Source organism: Agrobacterium sp. B1(2019) (assembly GCF_008274755.1).
In the GTDB taxonomy this organism is placed as follows: Bacteria; Pseudomonadota; Alphaproteobacteria; order Rhizobiales; family Rhizobiaceae; genus Agrobacterium; species Agrobacterium salinitolerans.
Genome location: NZ_VTPB01000001.1, coordinates 2,883,024 through 2,898,918, shown reverse-complemented (window position 1 = coordinate 2,898,918; position 15,895 = coordinate 2,883,024). Strand labels below are relative to the sequence as shown.

General features: G+C 61.4%; 14 protein-coding genes. 11 read left to right on the top strand and 3 right to left on the bottom strand.

Features of this window, described 5'->3' with window-relative positions; translation table 11 throughout:
- The first annotated feature begins 2 nt into the window (after positions 1-2).
- From cobN to AGR1_RS14355, 5 genes are read left to right on the top strand one after another with little or no spacing between them, the layout of a single operon-like run.
- On the top strand, positions 3-3,353 hold the full coding sequence (gene cobN / locus AGR1_RS14375; protein ID WP_149147198.1) for a cobaltochelatase subunit CobN: 3,351 nt from the start codon (positions 3-5) through the stop codon (positions 3,351-3,353).
- Complete coding sequence (gene cobG, locus AGR1_RS14370) at positions 3,353-4,705, top strand: precorrin-3B synthase (RefSeq protein ID WP_149147365.1); 1,353 nt, start codon at positions 3,353-3,355, stop codon at positions 4,703-4,705. Before cobN ends, cobG begins: the two co-directional genes overlap by 1 nt.
- Positions 4,705-5,337 carry a precorrin-8X methylmutase gene (locus tag AGR1_RS14365; protein ID WP_077983649.1) on the top strand — a complete coding sequence of 211 codons (633 nt, stop codon included), beginning with the start codon at positions 4,705-4,707 and terminating at the stop codon, positions 5,335-5,337. Before cobG ends, AGR1_RS14365 begins: the two co-directional genes overlap by 1 nt.
- Positions 5,334-6,101, top strand: coding sequence for a precorrin-2 C(20)-methyltransferase (locus tag AGR1_RS14360; protein ID WP_149147197.1), 768 nt, complete (start codon positions 5,334-5,336; stop codon positions 6,099-6,101). Before AGR1_RS14365 ends, AGR1_RS14360 begins: the two co-directional genes overlap by 4 nt.
- Entirely contained in the window at positions 6,098-6,859 is a 762-nt protein-coding gene (locus AGR1_RS14355) for a precorrin-3B C(17)-methyltransferase (protein WP_149147196.1), read from the top strand. Before AGR1_RS14360 ends, AGR1_RS14355 begins: the two co-directional genes overlap by 4 nt.
- Here the strand turns inward: AGR1_RS14355 and AGR1_RS14350 are convergent.
- Positions 6,826-7,608, bottom strand: coding sequence for a cobalt-precorrin-6A reductase (locus AGR1_RS14350; RefSeq protein ID WP_149147195.1), 783 nt, complete (start codon positions 7,606-7,608; stop codon positions 6,826-6,828). The two genes, AGR1_RS14355 and AGR1_RS14350, sit on opposite strands and share 34 nt — an antisense overlap.
- Between AGR1_RS14350 and cbiE the strand changes: the two genes are divergently transcribed.
- Genes cbiE through cobM form a run of 3 tightly spaced genes read left to right on the top strand, consistent with a single transcriptional unit; the run spans position 7,607 to position 10,067 of the window.
- The gene (cbiE, locus tag AGR1_RS14345) at positions 7,607-8,884 is read left to right on the top strand and encodes a precorrin-6y C5,15-methyltransferase (decarboxylating) subunit CbiE (protein ID WP_149147194.1); all 1,278 of its coding nucleotides are present in this window, start codon (positions 7,607-7,609) and stop codon (positions 8,882-8,884) included. The two genes, AGR1_RS14350 and cbiE, sit on opposite strands and share 2 nt — an antisense overlap.
- Complete coding sequence (locus AGR1_RS14340; protein ID WP_187772186.1) at positions 8,878-9,294, top strand: cobalamin biosynthesis protein; 417 nt, start codon at positions 8,878-8,880, stop codon at positions 9,292-9,294. Before cbiE ends, AGR1_RS14340 begins: the two co-directional genes overlap by 7 nt.
- Complete coding sequence (cobM, locus tag AGR1_RS14335) at positions 9,294-10,067, top strand: precorrin-4 C(11)-methyltransferase (protein ID WP_149147192.1); 774 nt, start codon at positions 9,294-9,296, stop codon at positions 10,065-10,067. The genes AGR1_RS14340 and cobM overlap by 1 nt, the downstream gene beginning before the upstream one ends.
- On the opposite strand, the gene AGR1_RS14330 is transcribed toward cobM, so the two are convergent.
- The gene (locus AGR1_RS14330) at positions 10,022-11,152 is read right to left on the bottom strand and encodes a cobalt-precorrin-5B (C(1))-methyltransferase (protein WP_187772147.1); all 1,131 of its coding nucleotides are present in this window, start codon (positions 11,150-11,152) and stop codon (positions 10,022-10,024) included. The two genes, cobM and AGR1_RS14330, sit on opposite strands and share 46 nt — an antisense overlap.
- A 57-nt stretch (positions 11,153-11,209) precedes the next feature.
- Here AGR1_RS14330 and cobA point away from each other — a divergent pair, with 57 nt between their 5' ends.
- From cobA to AGR1_RS14315, 3 genes are all read left to right on the top strand, one after another.
- Positions 11,210-11,998, top strand: coding sequence for a uroporphyrinogen-III C-methyltransferase (gene cobA / locus AGR1_RS14325; protein ID WP_080792216.1), 789 nt, complete (start codon positions 11,210-11,212; stop codon positions 11,996-11,998).
- The gene (locus tag AGR1_RS14320) at positions 11,995-13,311 is read left to right on the top strand and encodes a cobyrinate a,c-diamide synthase (RefSeq protein WP_149147191.1); all 1,317 of its coding nucleotides are present in this window, start codon (positions 11,995-11,997) and stop codon (positions 13,309-13,311) included. Before cobA ends, AGR1_RS14320 begins: the two co-directional genes overlap by 4 nt.
- 222 nt (positions 13,312-13,533) lie before the next feature.
- Complete coding sequence (locus AGR1_RS14315) at positions 13,534-14,778, top strand: cytochrome-c peroxidase (RefSeq protein ID WP_149147190.1); 1,245 nt, start codon at positions 13,534-13,536, stop codon at positions 14,776-14,778.
- On the opposite strand, the gene leuB is transcribed toward AGR1_RS14315, so the two are convergent.
- Positions 14,759-15,871, bottom strand: coding sequence for a 3-isopropylmalate dehydrogenase (leuB, locus tag AGR1_RS14310; protein ID WP_080792222.1), 1,113 nt, complete (start codon positions 15,869-15,871; stop codon positions 14,759-14,761). The two genes, AGR1_RS14315 and leuB, sit on opposite strands and share 20 nt — an antisense overlap.
- Positions 15,872-15,895 lie beyond the last annotated feature (24 nt).

Below are 15,895 nucleotides of genomic sequence, written 5' to 3'. Positions count from 1 at the left end.
CGATGCACATCCTTGCTACCACATCCTCGTCTCTGGACGATCTGATCGAGCCGGTTGATCTCAACCAGCCTCGGTCTGATGTGGTGATACTGTCTTTTTCGGCAAGCGATCTGGCCGGGCTGGAACAGGCCTGGCGGCGAACAGGGGGTGCGCTCCCCTCCCTGTCAGCCGCCAACCTCTCCGAGCTTCGGCATCCCATGTCGGTCGATCTCTGGGTCGAAAAGACGGCGGAACACGCCAAGGTTATTCTTATCCGGATTCTCGGCGGTGCGGAACGCTGGCGTTACGGCGTCGATCAGCTTTCCATTCTTGCGCACGGGCGTGGCATCAAGCTTCTGCTTTTGCCGGGCGAGTGCAGCGAAAGGGACGAGAAACTGGAAGCGGCCTCGACCGTCGATCGGCGGATTTTGGCCTCGGTCCTGTCCTTCTTCCGTGGGGGTGGGCAGGAGAATATGGATCGGCTTGCCCTTGCTCTCGCCGCTCTTGCAAGGGGCGAGGCATGGCCGGATATCGAAGCCGAGCCGCTGCCGAAAGCCGGTTTCTACCGGCCCGGCAGGGGCGTTGTGGATAGGGCGGAAGCCTGCGCGGGTTTTCCAGAAGGTGCGCCCGTTCTGCCCATTCTGTTTTACCGTTCCATGCTTCTGGCGGCAGATGCCGCACCGGTGGACGCGCTTTTTAAGGCGCTCTCGCAGCGCGGCTTTGCGCCATTGCCGATTTTTGTCAGTGGTCTGAAGGATGGCGAGGCGATCCGTTTCGTCGAAACGGCGCTGCCCGATCTGAACCCCGCCGCCATCATCGCCGCCACCGCCTTCGCCAGTCAGACGAATGATGACGGGGCAACCCTGTTTGACCGGATAGGCGTTCCGGTGTTTCAGGTGGTGATGGCGACGACGCGGAGGGACGGATGGGCGGAAAACGCGCGCGGTCTCAATCCTTCCGATCTCGCCATGCATGTCGTCCTGCCGGAGCTGGATGGCCGGATTCTTGCCGGTGCGATCTCATTCAAACAGGCGCGCGTGGATGGCGGCGCGAGTTTGCTCAATGTACCCGAGCCTGATCGCATCGAGCAGGCGGCAAATCGCATCGCCGCTTTCCTGCGGCTGCGGAATGCCGCTCCACGGGATCGCCGCATCGTCATTCTGATGCCGGATTATCCCGGTGCGGCGCCCGGGCGAACCGGTTATGCCGTCGGTCTCGATGTACCGCAAAGCGTTCTCGAAATGATGCAGGATCTCGCCGGGGCCGGTTATACGGTCAAGGATATTCCTGAGACCGCGCGGGCGTTGCTCGACTGTGTCGAACAGCAGGAAGCGGCAATTGATCTTTCCACCTACGAGGCTTTTTTCTCCACCTTGCCGTCGGCATCTGCCGGGTCCGTAAAAGCGACATGGGGCGCGGCAATCGATGACGACACACTCGTCGACGGCGCGTTCCGGTTCCGCGCCGCCCGTTTCGGCGAAGTGTTCGTGGCGCTCGCGCCGGACCGGGGCCGCAATGAGGATCGTCGGGTGGACTACCACGACCCGGCCCTGCCGCCGCGTCACGCGCTTGTTGCCTTCGGCGCATGGATGCAGCGGATTGCGGGTGCGCATGCCATCGTGCATGTGGGCGCGCATGGAACGCTGGAATGGCTGCCCGGAAAGACGGTAGCACTTTCCCGCTATTGTTTTCCCGAAATCGTCACCGGCTCGCTGCCTGTAGTCTATCCGTTCATCGTTTCCAATCCGGGCGAGGCTGCGGTCGCCAAGCGGCGAATTGCGGCCGTGACCATCGGCCATGTTCCGCCAGTACTCGTGAATGCCGGGCTTTCGCCGGAGCAGTCGGCGCTGGAGCAACTGGTCGATGAATATGCCCAGGCGGATGGGCTGGATCGCCGCCGGCGTGACCGGCTGGCGAAACTGATCGTTGAAAAGGCGCTGGAGACCGGGCTTGCGGCGGAAGCGGGTGTGGCCGAAAAAGATGATCCAGATGCGGCGCTGTCGCGCATCGATGCCTTTCTCTGCGACCTCAAGGATTTTGCGATCAAGGACGGCCAGCATGTTTTTGGCCGCAGTGCCGAGGGTGAGACCGACCTCCTGAGGCTTGAAAGCGCCAAATCGGAAAAAGCCGCCCTGATTGCCGCGCTTGATGGCCGCCATATCATGCCCGGCCCTTCCGGCGCACCTGCGCGCGGAAGGCTTGATGTGCTGCCCACCGGTCGCAACCTTTATGCCGCCGATCCCCGTACCATGCCGACGCCGACGGCATTTGAGCTCGGCAAAATGGCAGCTGAAGAAGTATTGCGTCATCATCTGCAGACCCATGGTGAGTGGCCGAAACATCTGGTCTTCGATCTCTGGGGCAGCGCCAGTCTGCGCAATGGCGGCGAGGACGTGGCGCAGGCTCTGCATCTGATGGGGACAAGGCCGATGCATGACCCCGCTACCGGCCGTGTCACCGGTATCGAGGTTTTGCCGCCCGCCAGCCTCGGGCGACCGCGCGTTGATGTGACGTTCCGCATCTCCGGCCTGTTCCGCGACATGTTTCCGGCGCTGATCGCGCTTCTCGACGCCGCCACCAAAGCCGTCGCGCGCAGGAATGAAGCACCGGGCGATAATCCGCTTGCGGAGGAGGCCGCAGCGCTCGGGCATATCCCGGCGCGCATCTTCGGTTCTGCGCCCGGCACCTATGGTGCCGGTATCGAGGAAAAGCTGGCGAGCGGTACCTGGGATGAACGCGAGGAGCTGGGGCGGGCATATCTCGAGGCCGCAAACCATGCTTTTGGCGGCGCCGATGGACTCGACAGCGTTGAGGATGCCGGCTTTACCGAGTTGGTGCGCCGGGCCGATCTTCTCGTTCATACCGGCGATGATCCCGGTCGGGATTTGCTCGACGGTTCGTCTGATGTCGCCTTCATTGGCGGTTTTTCCGCTGCGAAGGCTGCGCTCGGAGATATTGCCGATATCGTTGCCTTGGATACGACCGATCCGGCCCGCCCGCGTGCGCGGACGATCTCGCAGGCGCTGACGCGTGTGGTGCGGGCACGCGCCGTCAACCCGCGCTTCATCGCCGGCCAGATGCGGCATGGGCCGCGCGGTGCCGCGGAACTGCTTGAAACCGTTGACCGCCTGATCGGATTTGCGGAGACGACGCATGTCGTGTCCTCATCTCTGATCGAATGCCTCTACGACGCCTATTTGGGCGACGAGGCCGTGCGTGACTTTCTTCTGCGGGAAAACCCGACAGCTGCGCGGGTCATGGCCGAACGCTTTTTATCCGCGCGCCGTCGCGGGTTGTGGCATAGCCGCCGCAACGCGGTTGATGCCGAACTGGAAATGCTGATCCTGCCGTTTTCCGAAAGGAGAAAGGCGTGATGGCCGCTGCCGCCGATACCGCTCAGCCGTTTGGCCGCCGTGGCGTCTGCCCCGCCCTTTCCGCCCCCATGCGGACAGGCGACGGGTTTTTGTCGCGAATTGCTTTCGAGGCTGATATATCGCCGCGCGAGATGGTGGCGCTTTGCCATCTTGCTGAGCGGCATGGCAACGGATTGATCGACATCACCGCACGCGGCGGGATGCAGTTTCGCGGTTTGACGCCCGACAGTGCGATTGCGCTGGAGAAGGAGGTACTGGCGCTGGACCTGCCGCTTCGTCACGGACTTGCGATAGAGACCTCGCCTCTCGCCGGTCGGGATGATACGGAAATTGTCGATGCCCGCCCGCTTGCCGCAGCAATTCGGCGAGAAGCCGACAGGCTTCAACTTCATGAAAAACTCGCCGCCAAGATGTCGGTCGTCATTGATGGTGGCGGTCGCCTGTCCCTGGATGGTTTGCTGGCCGATATTCGCCTGAAGGCGGCGTCTCTGGGTGGCAGAACCCTTTGGCAATTGATGCTTGGCGGGTCGCAGCCGAAGGCGCTGAGGGCAGGGTTGATCGAGACGCACGCGGCGCCAGATATAGTTGTCTCTCTGCTCGTCCATCTGGCTGCTCAAGGACCGCTTGCCCGCGGCCGCGATCTGGATGATGCAGCGACGAGATCGATCTGCGGAGATCGCCTGCTGGCGGGCGAGATTGCTGATCAACCCACGGACACGTCTCTGCCATTGGGGCTGATGACGACGGGAGTGGATCGCTTTGCTGTCGGCATCGCCCCTGCTTTTGGGCAACTCCCGGCTTCCGATCTGGCGAAGCTCTGTGAGCAGGCCAATGCGCTCGGCATCAAAACCCTGCGGCCATCGCCGAACCATAGCCTGCTATTCTTCGGCCCTTCTACGGTCTGCCGCGATTTGCTTGCGGTGGCGGGCGAGACGGGTATTATCACTGCTCTCGGGGACGCGCGCTCTTCCGTTGCCGTGTGCTCGGGGGCACCCAGATGCGGGTCTGCCTTCTTTCCGACCCATGAGCTGGCCGTCTTTGCGGCTGAAGAATGCCCTTCCCTGCTGGATGGCTCTTTCACGCTTCATATTTCCGGCTGTGGCAAGGGATGCGCCCATCCCGGACCGGCGCTTCTGACGTTTTCCGGCACTGCTGAGGGCCTGGCATTTTTTATTTCGGGTCGCGCCGGCGACGTGCCCAATGGGATTTTACCTTTTCAGCATCGCAGGACGGCGCTTTCGCGGCTTGCCCGTCTTTACGAAAAAGAACATAAGCCCGGAGAAAACGCCGCCACCTTTCTTGCCCGTCTGGGCACGGGAGTAATCGGCGCGGCGCTTCGACAGGATGACTGATGACCGACTATGACTATATTCGCGATGGCAATGCGATCTATGAACGCTCCTTCGCCATCATCCGTGAAGAAGCGGATCTGTCCGCCTTCAGCGACGAACAGGCTGATATCGCCATTCGTATGATCCATGCCTGTGGCCAGGTGGAGGCGGCAAGCCACTTCCGCTTTTCACCCGATTTCGTTGGCGCTGCGCGTTCCGCCCTCCTCGCTGGCAAGCCTGTCCTCTGCGATGCTGAGATGGTGGCGCATGGCGTGACGCGCGCGCGCCTTCCGGCCGGCAATGAGGTTATCTGCACCCTTCGCGATGCTCGCACGCCCGATATTGCGAAACGGATAGGCAACACACGGTCCGCCGCCGCCCTTGATCTGTGGGCGGACAAGCTGGATGGCGCGCTTGTCGCGATCGGCAATGCACCAACCGCCCTGTTCTATCTCCTCGAAATACTGGAAAAAGGCGATGCCCGCCCGGCCGCCATCATTGGCATGCCCGTTGGTTTTGTGGGTGCGGCGGAATCGAAAGACGCACTGGAGGCAAGTTCGCTCGCTATTCCCTACGCCATCGTCAAGGGGCGTCTAGGCGGCTCGGCCATGACCGCCGCTGCGATCAACGCGGTTGCGAGGGCAGGCCTTTGAGCGCGGCACTCCTTGAACATCCCAAGGGCAAGCTTGTTGGCGTCGGCACCGGTCCCGGCGATCCGGAGCTTTTGACGCTGAAAGCCGTGCGTGCCATCGAAAGTGCCGATGTTCTCGCCTTCTTCTGCAAAAAGGGAAGCAGCGGCAATGGTCGCGGTATTGTCGAAGCCTTCATTCGTCCGGGCACGCTGGAAATGCCGCTGGTTTACCCGGTAACCGTCGAAAGCGACAAAAACGGCGATGAATACAGAGATGCCATCGCGGGTTTTTTCGATCAGTCGGCGAAGGATATTGCCGTGCATCTCGAAGCTGGTCGAAACGTTGCCGTGCTCTCCGAAGGCGATCCGCTGTTTTATGGCTCCTATATGCACCTGCATCTGCGGTTGGCGCCGTCTTATCCCGCCGAGGTCGTGGCTGGCATCACCGCCATGTCGGGATGCTGGTCCATGGCTGGACTGCCGCTGGTGCAAGGCGACGATATTTTAAGCGTGCTTCCCGGTACGCTCGGCGAAGATGTTCTGACGGAACGTCTGTCCGGCACTGACGGCGCAGTGATCATGAAGGTGGGGCGCAACCTGCCGAAGATTCGCCGGGCCCTGGAAAAGGCCGGTAAGCTTGAAGACGCGCTTTATGTCGAGCGCGGCACCATGGCCAACAGCCATGCGGTGCGGCTTGTCGATCGCGATACGTCGCCTGCTCCATATTTTTCGCTGGTTCTGGTTCCCGGCTGGAAAACAAGACCCTCTGCAGGTGAAAAGCCATGACCGGCAGGCTCGTCGTCGTCGGTCTTGGCCCGGGCAATCAGGCCCAGATAACGCCGGAAGCGCTCGCTGCCGTTGAAGCTTCGGACGATTTTTTCGGTTATTTCCCTTACATTGAGCGGTTGTCGCTTCGGCCGGACCAGCGTTGCCACGCTTCAGACAATCGCGAGGAGATTTCCCGCGCCGAGCAGGCTCTGCGGCTTGCAGTTTCCGGCGGCAAGGTGTGCGTGGTGTCGGGCGGTGATCCCGGCGTTTTCGCCATGGCGGCGGCGGTCTGCGAGGCGATCGAAAGCGGCCCCGCCGAATGGCGCGATATCGATTTCTCCGTCGTGCCGGGTGTGACAGCCATGCTGGCGGTCGCTGCGAGAGCCGGCGCGCCGCTTGGCCATGATTTCTGCGCCATTTCGCTATCGGATAATCTGAAACCCTGGGGCATCATTGAAAAACGGCTGATCGCGGCGGCGGAAGCAGGCTTTGTGATGGCGTTCTATAATCCCGTCAGCAGGGCGCGGCCGCACCAGCTCGGTACCGCTTTTGATCTGTTGCGGGCGCATTTGCCCGGTTCGGTGCCGGTGATCTTCGGTCGCGCGGCAGGCCGCACGGATGAGCGCATTCGGGTTGTGCCTCTTTCGGAAGCCTCGAGCGATATGGCGGATATGGCTACCTGCATCATCGTCGGCTCGGTTGAAACCCGTCTGATCGAACGTTCCGGCAAGGAACCGCTGGTTTATTCGCCGCGTTTTTCGAGAAGAGAGAGCTGATGGCGAATGGCGGTGAGCGCAGCGGCAATGTCCGGCACCGTCACGTCATTCAGGCGCGCGTCGTTTTGCTGCCGCGGCCGGTCGATGATGATGACCGGAAGGCCGAGCCGTCGCGCTGCTTCGATCTTGCCATAGCTCGCGCTGCCACCGGAGTTTTTCGAGACCACCGTCTCGATGCGGTTTTCTTCCAGCATGCGGATTTCGTCGTCCAGCGCAAAGGGGCCGCGCGCGGTAATATAGCGCGCATGCGGCAGTTTCAGTGGCGGTTCTACCGGGTCGACGCTGCGGATGAGATAGTTGTGCTGGGGCGCGGTTTCGAAAGGAAGAAGCTCCTGCCTTCCCAAAGCCAGAAATATGCGTCTGCCTTCGCTGCCGAGCGCGGTGACAGCCTGTTCGACAGTGTCGACATCATGCCACCTGTCACCCGGCTGGCGCTGCCAGACAGGACGCGAAAGGACGACCAGCGGAACTCTGGCGAGCCGCGCTGCCTCAATGGCATTGGCGGAAATTTTCGCCGCATAGGGATGGGTGGCGTCCACGAGAATATCGAAATCTCCGGTGCGAATGAAATCCGCAAGACCGCTAGAACCACCGAAGCCGCCACTGCGCATCGGCACTGGCTGTTCCACCGGCGAGAGCGTCCTGCCGGCCATGGAGAGGAGAATACGGTCGCAGGATTCCTGCGCCAGCCTGCCCGCCAGTATCCGGGCATCCGCCGTGCCGCCAAGGATGAGTATGGAGCGTGTCATGACGTCTGAATATTCCGGAACGGGCCAGGCTTCCACAAAAAATGAGGCTTCCACCGAAAAGAAAGAAAAGCCGTGGCTCTCCATCGTCGGCATAGGTGAGGACGGGCTGCAAGGACTGGGCAGCAAGGCAATTGAGGCAATTGAAGCGGCCGAGGTGGTTTTCGGCGGGAAACGCCATCTGGAGTTGGCGGCCGTGGCCATTCGCGGTGAAGCCCGGCGCTGGCCGGTGCCCTTTGACACTGAGATGAGCGATGTTGTGGCGCTGCGTGGCAGGCGCGTTTGTGTGCTGGCGTCAGGCGATCCGTTTTTTTACGGCGTCGGCGTCACGCTTTTGCGGCAAATCGAGACGGACGAGACAGTTTGTCATCCCTCGCCCTCCGCCTTTTCGCTTGCCGCCTCGCGGCTTGGCTGGGCGCTGCAATCAACCGAGTGCGTTTCGTTGCATGGCCGTTCCGTCGATCTTCTGCGCCCGCATCTCCATGCGGGTGCGCGCGTCATCGCCCTGACGTCTGACGCGCATGCGCCGGCTTTGATTGCAAATTTGCTGTCTGATCTCGGTTTCGGCCAGTCGGAATTCATTTTGCTCGAAGCCCTGGGTGGAGATCGGGAGAGACGGCGGCAGGTCAGGGCGGCAGATTTCTCGTTTGAAGACATCGACCCGCTGAATGTGGTGGCGATTGACGTCGTCGCGGCCGAGGGCGCCCGCGTTCTGCCTTTCACATGTGGACTTGATGACAGCCTGTTCGAACATGACGGGCAGATCACCAAACGTGAAATCCGCGCCGTGACACTTTCCTCTCTTGCCCCACGGCGGGGCGAGTTGCTGTGGGATATCGGTGCCGGTTCGGGTTCGATCGGCATAGAATGGATGCTGTCGCACCATTCGCTCCGAGCCATCGCCATAGAACAACACCCGGAAAGGGCGGAGCGTATCGCTCACAATGCCGAAGCTTTCGGTGTTCCGGCGCTTGAGGTCATGATCGGCGCGGCCCCTGCGGCTTTCGAAGGCTTGGCCAAGCCGGATGCGATTTTCATTGGCGGCGGCGGCAGTGAAGAGGGTGTGCTTGAGGGGGCTATGGCGGCCCTGAAACCCGGCGGGCGGCTGGTCGCCAATGCGGTAACGCTGGAAATGGAGGCCATTCTGCTTGCCGCCCATGCGCGGCACGGCGGATCGATGATCCGTCTGGATGTGTCGCGGGTGGCGGCTGTCGGTTCCATGTCGGGCTGGCGTCCGGCAATGCCGGTGACGCAATGGAGCTGGACCAAGCCATGGTGACCGTGGCTGGCATAGGTTGTCGCAGAGGCACGGGTCCCGCTGCTTTCATTGCCGCCGTGCGTGCCGCAGAACGTGCTTTTGGCATGACAGCGGAATGTCTGGCGACCGCGCCGCTCAAAGCCGGTGAAGCCGGTCTTTTGGAAGCGGTGAAAAGCCTGTCGCTGTCGCTTGAAATCGTATCGCAGGAGCGGCTCGAGGCGGTTGCTTCGAAAACAATGACATATTCACAGGCAAGCCTTGATCATGCCGGCTCGCCAAGTATGAGCGAAGCGGCGGCGCTTGCCGCCGCCGGAGAGAATGCAAGGCTGGTTGCGCCGCGTCTTGTGGTTGGCGATGTCACGGTGGCCATCGCAACGACTGACGATGCCCCGCAGGAAAGCAGCAGCGCCATCGAACAAGGAGAACAATAATGACGGTTCATTTCATCGGCGCCGGTCCGGGCGCCGCCGATCTCATTACGGTGCGCGGGCGCGATCTTATCGCCGCCTGCCCGGTGTGCCTTTATGCTGGCTCGCTGGTTCCGAAAGCGCTCATCGAATATTGCCCGCCGGGCGCCCGCATCGTCGATACGGCCGCGCTTTCATTGGATGAGATCGAGGCGGAATTTGTGGCCGCAGCGGAGGCCGGCAAGGATGTGGCGCGGCTGCATTCCGGCGACCTTTCCGTCTGGAGCGCCATGGGCGAGCAGATTCGCCGTCTGAAGCGGCTGGGTCTGGATTATACCGTCACCCCCGGCGTGCCATCCTTTGCCGCCGCCGCCGCCACTTTGCAGCGGGAACTGACCGTGCCGGAAGTGGCGCAGAGCCTTGTGCTGACCCGCATTTCGGGGCGCGCATCGAAGATGCCGGAGGGTGAGACGCTGAAGGCTTTCGGTGCGACGGGTACGACGCTCGCCGTCCATCTCGCCATTCATGCCATCGGCAAAGTGGTGGAAGAGCTGACGCCGCTTTACGGTTCGGATTGCCCGGTCTCCATCGTCGTTCGCGCCTCCTGGCCGGATGAGCGGGTTATCAGGGGAACGCTGTTCGACATTGAGGGAAAACTCGCAGCCGAACCGGTGGAGCGGACGGCCCTGATCTTCGTCGGACGTGGACTTGCCTCGACGGATTTTCGTGAAAGCGCGCTTTATAGCACCGACTATATCCGGCGGTTCCGATCTCCGAAGGAAGATGCGAAGGGCTGATGCGACGGTGTGGAGGCGGTGCGCCCCTTGAGCGCGCCCTGACGATCAAACACCAGAATATCAAGCGCAATGGCCGGCGTCTTCAGCGCTGCCGCTGCGGTCACCCAGGCTTTTTCAGCAACGATCGCACCGAGATCTATCTTGGCGCGTTCGGCCAGCTCAAAGGCGTGCGCGACCATGTTGGCCTGACGGATGGCAATGGCGATATTTTCATTTCCTCCGGCTTCCCTCGCCAATGCCGCCAGCGCATCGAGATCGGCCAATCCCTTTTTGGAGTGCACGTCGAGCATTCCCTGGGCGAGCTTGGTCATCTTGGCGACGCCGCCCGCGATAGTCACCCGCTCGACCGGATGGCTGCGCAGGTATTTCAGCATGCCGCCGATGAAATCGCCCATGTCGATAAGCGCGGTTTCCGGAAGATCGTAAAGCGCCTGCCCGGCTTTTTCGGAGGTGTTGCCGGTGGCGCCCAGCAGATGGGTGCAGCCGGTGGCGCGCGCCACATCGATGCCGCGCCAGATGGAGTGAATCCACGCCGAGCAGGAAAAGGGAATGACGATGCCGGTGGTGCCAAGGATGGAAATGCCGCCGACGATGCCGAGCCTGCCGTTCAGGGTTTTTTCCGCCAGTTTTTCGCCATCGCGGACGGAAATCTCCACCTCGAAATCGGCTTCTCCGCCAGCCACTTCGTGAATGGCGGTTTCGATCATCTTGCGCGGTACGGGGTTGATGGCGGGTTCTCCCGGCGGCAGGGGCAGGCCCGGCCGGGTGATGGTGCCCACGCCCTTACCGGCCTTGAAAATGATACCGCTTCCCGGTTGACCTCGTCTGACCGTGCTTTCGATCAGCGCGCCATGGGTGACGTCGGGATCGTCACCCGCATCCTTGACGACACCGGCGCGGGCGAAATTTTCACCCTTTTCCTCGGTGGCGAGGGAAAATGCGGGCCTCGCGCCGCTTGGAAGTTCGACCTCGACAGGGTAAGGAAATTCGCCGGTCAAAAGGGCAGCGCAGGCCGCCTTCGTGGCGGCCGCCGCGCAGGTGCCCGTGGTCCAGCCGCGGCGAAGGGTCTTTCCATCCGTATCCATATGAATTTCTATAGCCGGGACGGCTTTTTCCGTCATCGTTAAAAAGCAGCCAAAAAAATGTCGATACCGCAGATTTTAAACAGCATCGCCGCAAAAGGTCCGGTCTTTGAGGCCGGTCACGTCTGGCTCGCGGGAGCCGGGCCGGGCGATGTGCGTTATCTGACGCTGGAAGTGGCGCTCGCGCTGTCTCAGGCCGATATCATCGTGCGCGATGCGCTGGTGAGCGACGAAGTCATAGCGCTTGGTCCGCAGGCGGAGATTGTGTTCGCGGGCAAAAGAGGTGGCAAGCCCTCCGCAACGCAGGACGACATTACCGCTTCGCTGATCGATTTTGCCGGCCAAGGCAAAAAGGTGTTGCGGCTGAAGGGCGGTGATCCGTTTATTTTCGGGCGTGGCGGGGAAGAGGCCGAGGCGCTTGTCCATGCCGGCATTCCGTTTCGCATATTGCCGGGCATGACCTCGTCGTTCACCGCGCTTGCTTCCGCCCGCATCCCCGCCACCATGCGTGGCATCAGCCGCGCCGTAACTCTTGCCACGGGCCACGCAGCGGGCACGGAAGAGGATCTGGACTGGCTGGGGCTGGCGAAAACACGCGAACCCATCGTCGTTTACATGGGGCTGAAGAACATCGGTACGATCGCCGGTCTTTTGATGCAAGGCGGCCGTTCCGGCGAAACGCCGGTCGCCGTCATCACGTCTGCGACGACCGCACAGGAGCGAATTTTCATCGGCACTTTGGAAAGCATAGCTGACGATGCAATCAGGGAAAATTTTGAAGCGCCGGCTTTGATTGTTATCGGCGAGATTGTATCGATGCGGGCGCGTCTTGGAGTTTCAGGCTCATGACAGCGCGGGCGATCATTATCGGCGCGCCGCGCTCAGGCTCAGGCAAGACCAGCGTGACTATCGGCCTGCTCCGGGCATTTGCTCGACGCGGTATCAAGGTGCGTGGCATCAAGACGGGGCCGGATTATATCGATCCCGGTTTCCATGCCTTCGCCACCGGCACATCAGGCCTTAATCTGGATAGCTGGGCCATGCGGCCGGACTTGCTGCGGCATCTGTTTTCGCAGCAGGCCGATGGCGCGGAACTTGTTCTGATCGAAAGCGCCATGGGGCTGTTCGACGGTATTCCGGTTGCGGAAAATCGCACGGGTTCGGCGGCGGATCTGGCGCGGCTGTTCGGCATTCCCGTGCTGCTGGTGCTCGATGTGTCCGGCCAGTCGCAGACGGCCGCTGCCGTCGCCCATGGTTTTGCCCACTACGATCCGGCCGTTGCCGTGGCAGCGGTGGTGCTCAACCGGGCGGGCAGCGAAAGACACCGGACGCTGTGCACGGAAGCCATTGAAAGAATCGGCCTTCCCGTTGCTGGCTGCGTATTGCGTGATCCTTCGCTCATCCTGCCCGAACGGCATCTGGGGCTGGTGCAGGCCAGCGAACATCCGGAAATCAATACGCATATCGAACGGTTGGCGGATGCGATGGAAAAATCCGTCGATCTAGACGCCCTGCTTTGTCTCGCCGCGCCGGTGAATGTGCCTTCCGGCTCTGTAGATACGGCGATTGCACCGCCCGGCCAGCGCATTGCGCTGGCGGAAGATGCAGCGTTCACTTTCCTTTATCCGCATCTCAGGAAGCATTGGCAGGCGGCGGGGGCCGAGATCGTCCCCTTCTCGCCGCTCGCGGATGAGGCGCCTGACGAAAGCTGCGATATCTGCTGGCTGCCGGGCGGATATCCCGAGCTTTTCGCCGGAAAACTTGCGGATGCGGCTGGTTTCAAGACAGGCCTTGCCCGCTTTGCTGCGACAAAGCCTGTTCATGGCGAGTGCGGCGGTTATATGGTGCTCGGCGAGGCGCTGGAAGATGCGGATGGCGTGACCCATGCCATGACCGGGCTTCTGTCGCATGCCACCAGCTTTGCGACGCGCAAGATGAATCTCGGCTATCGGCAGGCGACAATTGCGGCAAGCGGACCGCTCGGAACGGCGGGGGATGTTCTGCGCGGCCATGAATTCCATTATGCGCGGGTTACCGATCCCGGCCGCGATCAGCCCTTCGCCCGGATTGCTGACGGGCAGGGTCGTCCGCTCGGGCCATCGGGCGGCAGGAGAGGATTTGTCTCGGGGACTTTTTTCCACGCCATCGCCAGAGGCGGTTGATCGTTTCCGGGTGTTGCCCGTGGACCTGCGGCAAAGTGGACAAAGCTGCGAAAGTTTGTAGGCTTGGCCCACGGGAAAGTGCTATAGATTTCTTTATAGGGCATGGAAGAGCGGCGTTGTCTGCCGTGATCTATGTTCGGTGAAGCGCAGCCGGATCGAAAGCCGCTTCATATTTCCCGGTCCGAACCTGCCCTCGCGCATTTATATCGAGCGTGCCTGCCAATGATGAAACCCGGATTTTTTGTCTCTGCCGCTCTCGCTGCGACCATTTTGCTGGCCCCTTTGGGCGCCGACGGCACGGCTGCCCACGGCGGTGAAGATTACGCAACGCTGGAAAAGCTCGGTGCGGCGCTGTTCGACGATCCCAATCTTTCGATGAACCGTACCATGTCCTGTTCCACCTGCCATATGCAGGCTGCCGGTTTTTCCGATGCGCGGGAGAGCGACAAGGTCGGGCGGGACGTATCTGTCGGCGACGATGGGATTTCGCTGGGCGACCGCAACGCGCCGACTGCAGCTTATGCTAGGTTTACGCCGCCATTCGGCAGGAATGCGGCGGGAGAGTATGTCGGCGGGCAGTTCTGGGATGGCCGCGCCTCCCTGCTTGAAGATCAGGCGGGCGGTCCGCCGCTCAATCCCCTCGAAATGGGCATGCCGGACAAGGCCTCGGTCGTCAAACGGCTCAGGGAAAACCCGGATTATGTCGCGGCTTTCGGCACGCAGTTCGGCAAGGATGTTTTTGCGAGCGACGACACTGCCTATGCCGCGATGACGAAGGCGCTGGCGAGCTTTGAGCGCTCGGATGAATTTTCGACCTTCGATTCCAAATATGACCGTTTCCTGAGCGGCGAAGAAAAGTTGACCGATCAGGAGGAATTGGGCCGCGTTCTGATTTCGTCGACGCAATTCACCAATTGCAATACATGCCATGAAATCCGTGGCGCCAAGGGCCTGGAAGACGGCCTTTTCACCAACCACAAATATTTCAACATCGGCGTTCCCGCCAATACATCGGTCCGGGCCGTAAACGGCTCCAAACCGGGCGCGATCGATCTGGGACTGGCGCAAAATCCTGAAGTTGCCGGCGATGCCGCCCAGCGTGGTAAATTCAAGGTGCCAACGCTGCGCAATGTCGCCGTCACCGGTCCTTACATGCACAATGGCGTGTTCAAGGATTTGCGCACGGTGGTGCTGTTTTACGTGAAATATAAAAGCAAGAAGCCGAGCCGCCAGATCAATCCGGAAACGGGCAAGACGTGGGATGCGCCGGAAGTGCCTGAAAATATCGCCATCGCAGAACTGACATCCGCGCCGGCACTGGACGACAAGCGTGTGGACGCCATTGTCGCCTTTCTGAAGACACTGACTGACAAAAGATATGAGCATCTTCTGCCGAAGGAAGATGGGCAGACGAACACGCCGACTGCCCAGCCGGTTTCGTCAGGCGTTACGCCGAAAGCGCCTTGAATTCGGCAAGAACCGCGTCGCCCATTTCGGAGGTGCCGACCTGGCGGCTGCCCTCGGCCATGATGTCGGCGGTGCGGATGCCCTTGTCGAGCACGTTTGCGATTGCTGTTTCGAGCTTGGTAGCCTCATCCACCATGTTGAACGAGTAACGCAGGCACATGGCGAAGGACGCGATCATGGCGATGGGGTTGGCGATGCCCTTGCCGGCAATATCCGGGGCCGAACCGTGGACCGGCTCATACATGGCCTTGCGCTTGCCGGTCTTGGCGTCAGGGGCGCCAAGCGAAGCGGACGGCAGCATGCCGAGCGAGCCGGTGAGCATGGCGGCGACGTCGGAGAGCATGTCGCCGAAAAGGTTGTCGGTGACGATCACGTCGAACTGCTTGGGCTTGCGCACCAGTTGCATGCCGCCGGCATCGGCCAGCATATGCTCCAGCTGAACATCCTTGAACCTGGCGGCGTGGGTTTCGGTGACCACCTGGTTCCACAACACACCTGATTTCATGACGTTGCGCTTTTCCATCGAGCAGACGCGGTTATCGCGGGTGCGGGCCAGTTCGAAAGCGACGCTGGCAATACGCTCGATTTCGAAAGTGTCGTAGATCTGCGTGTCGATGCCGCGCTTCTGGCCGTTGCCGAGATCGATGATCTGCTTCGGTTCACCGAAATAAACGCCGCCCGTCAGTTCGCGTACAATGAGGATATCGAGACCTTCGACCAGTTCAGGCTTCAGCGACGAGGCGGCGGCAAGTGCCGGGTAGCAGATGGCGGGACGCAGATTGGCGAAAAGTTCGAGGTCCTTGCGCAGACGCAGCAGACCCGCTTCCGGGCGATGCTCGTAGGGCACGCCATCCCACTTCGGGCCGCCGACAGCGCCGAACAGGATTGCATCGGCGGCAAGCGCCTTTTCCATATCCGCATCGGAAATCGCCACACCATGGGCGTCGTAAGCCGAACCGCCGACGAGGCCTTCCGAAACGGTGAAACCGGCATTGTGCGCGCTGTTCATATATTCGATCAGCTTGCGGACCTCAGCCATGGCTTCGGGGCCGATACCATCACCGGGTAGCAGGAAAAGCGAACGGACTGTCATGAGAACCCTCCTTGGGCGGCGCGC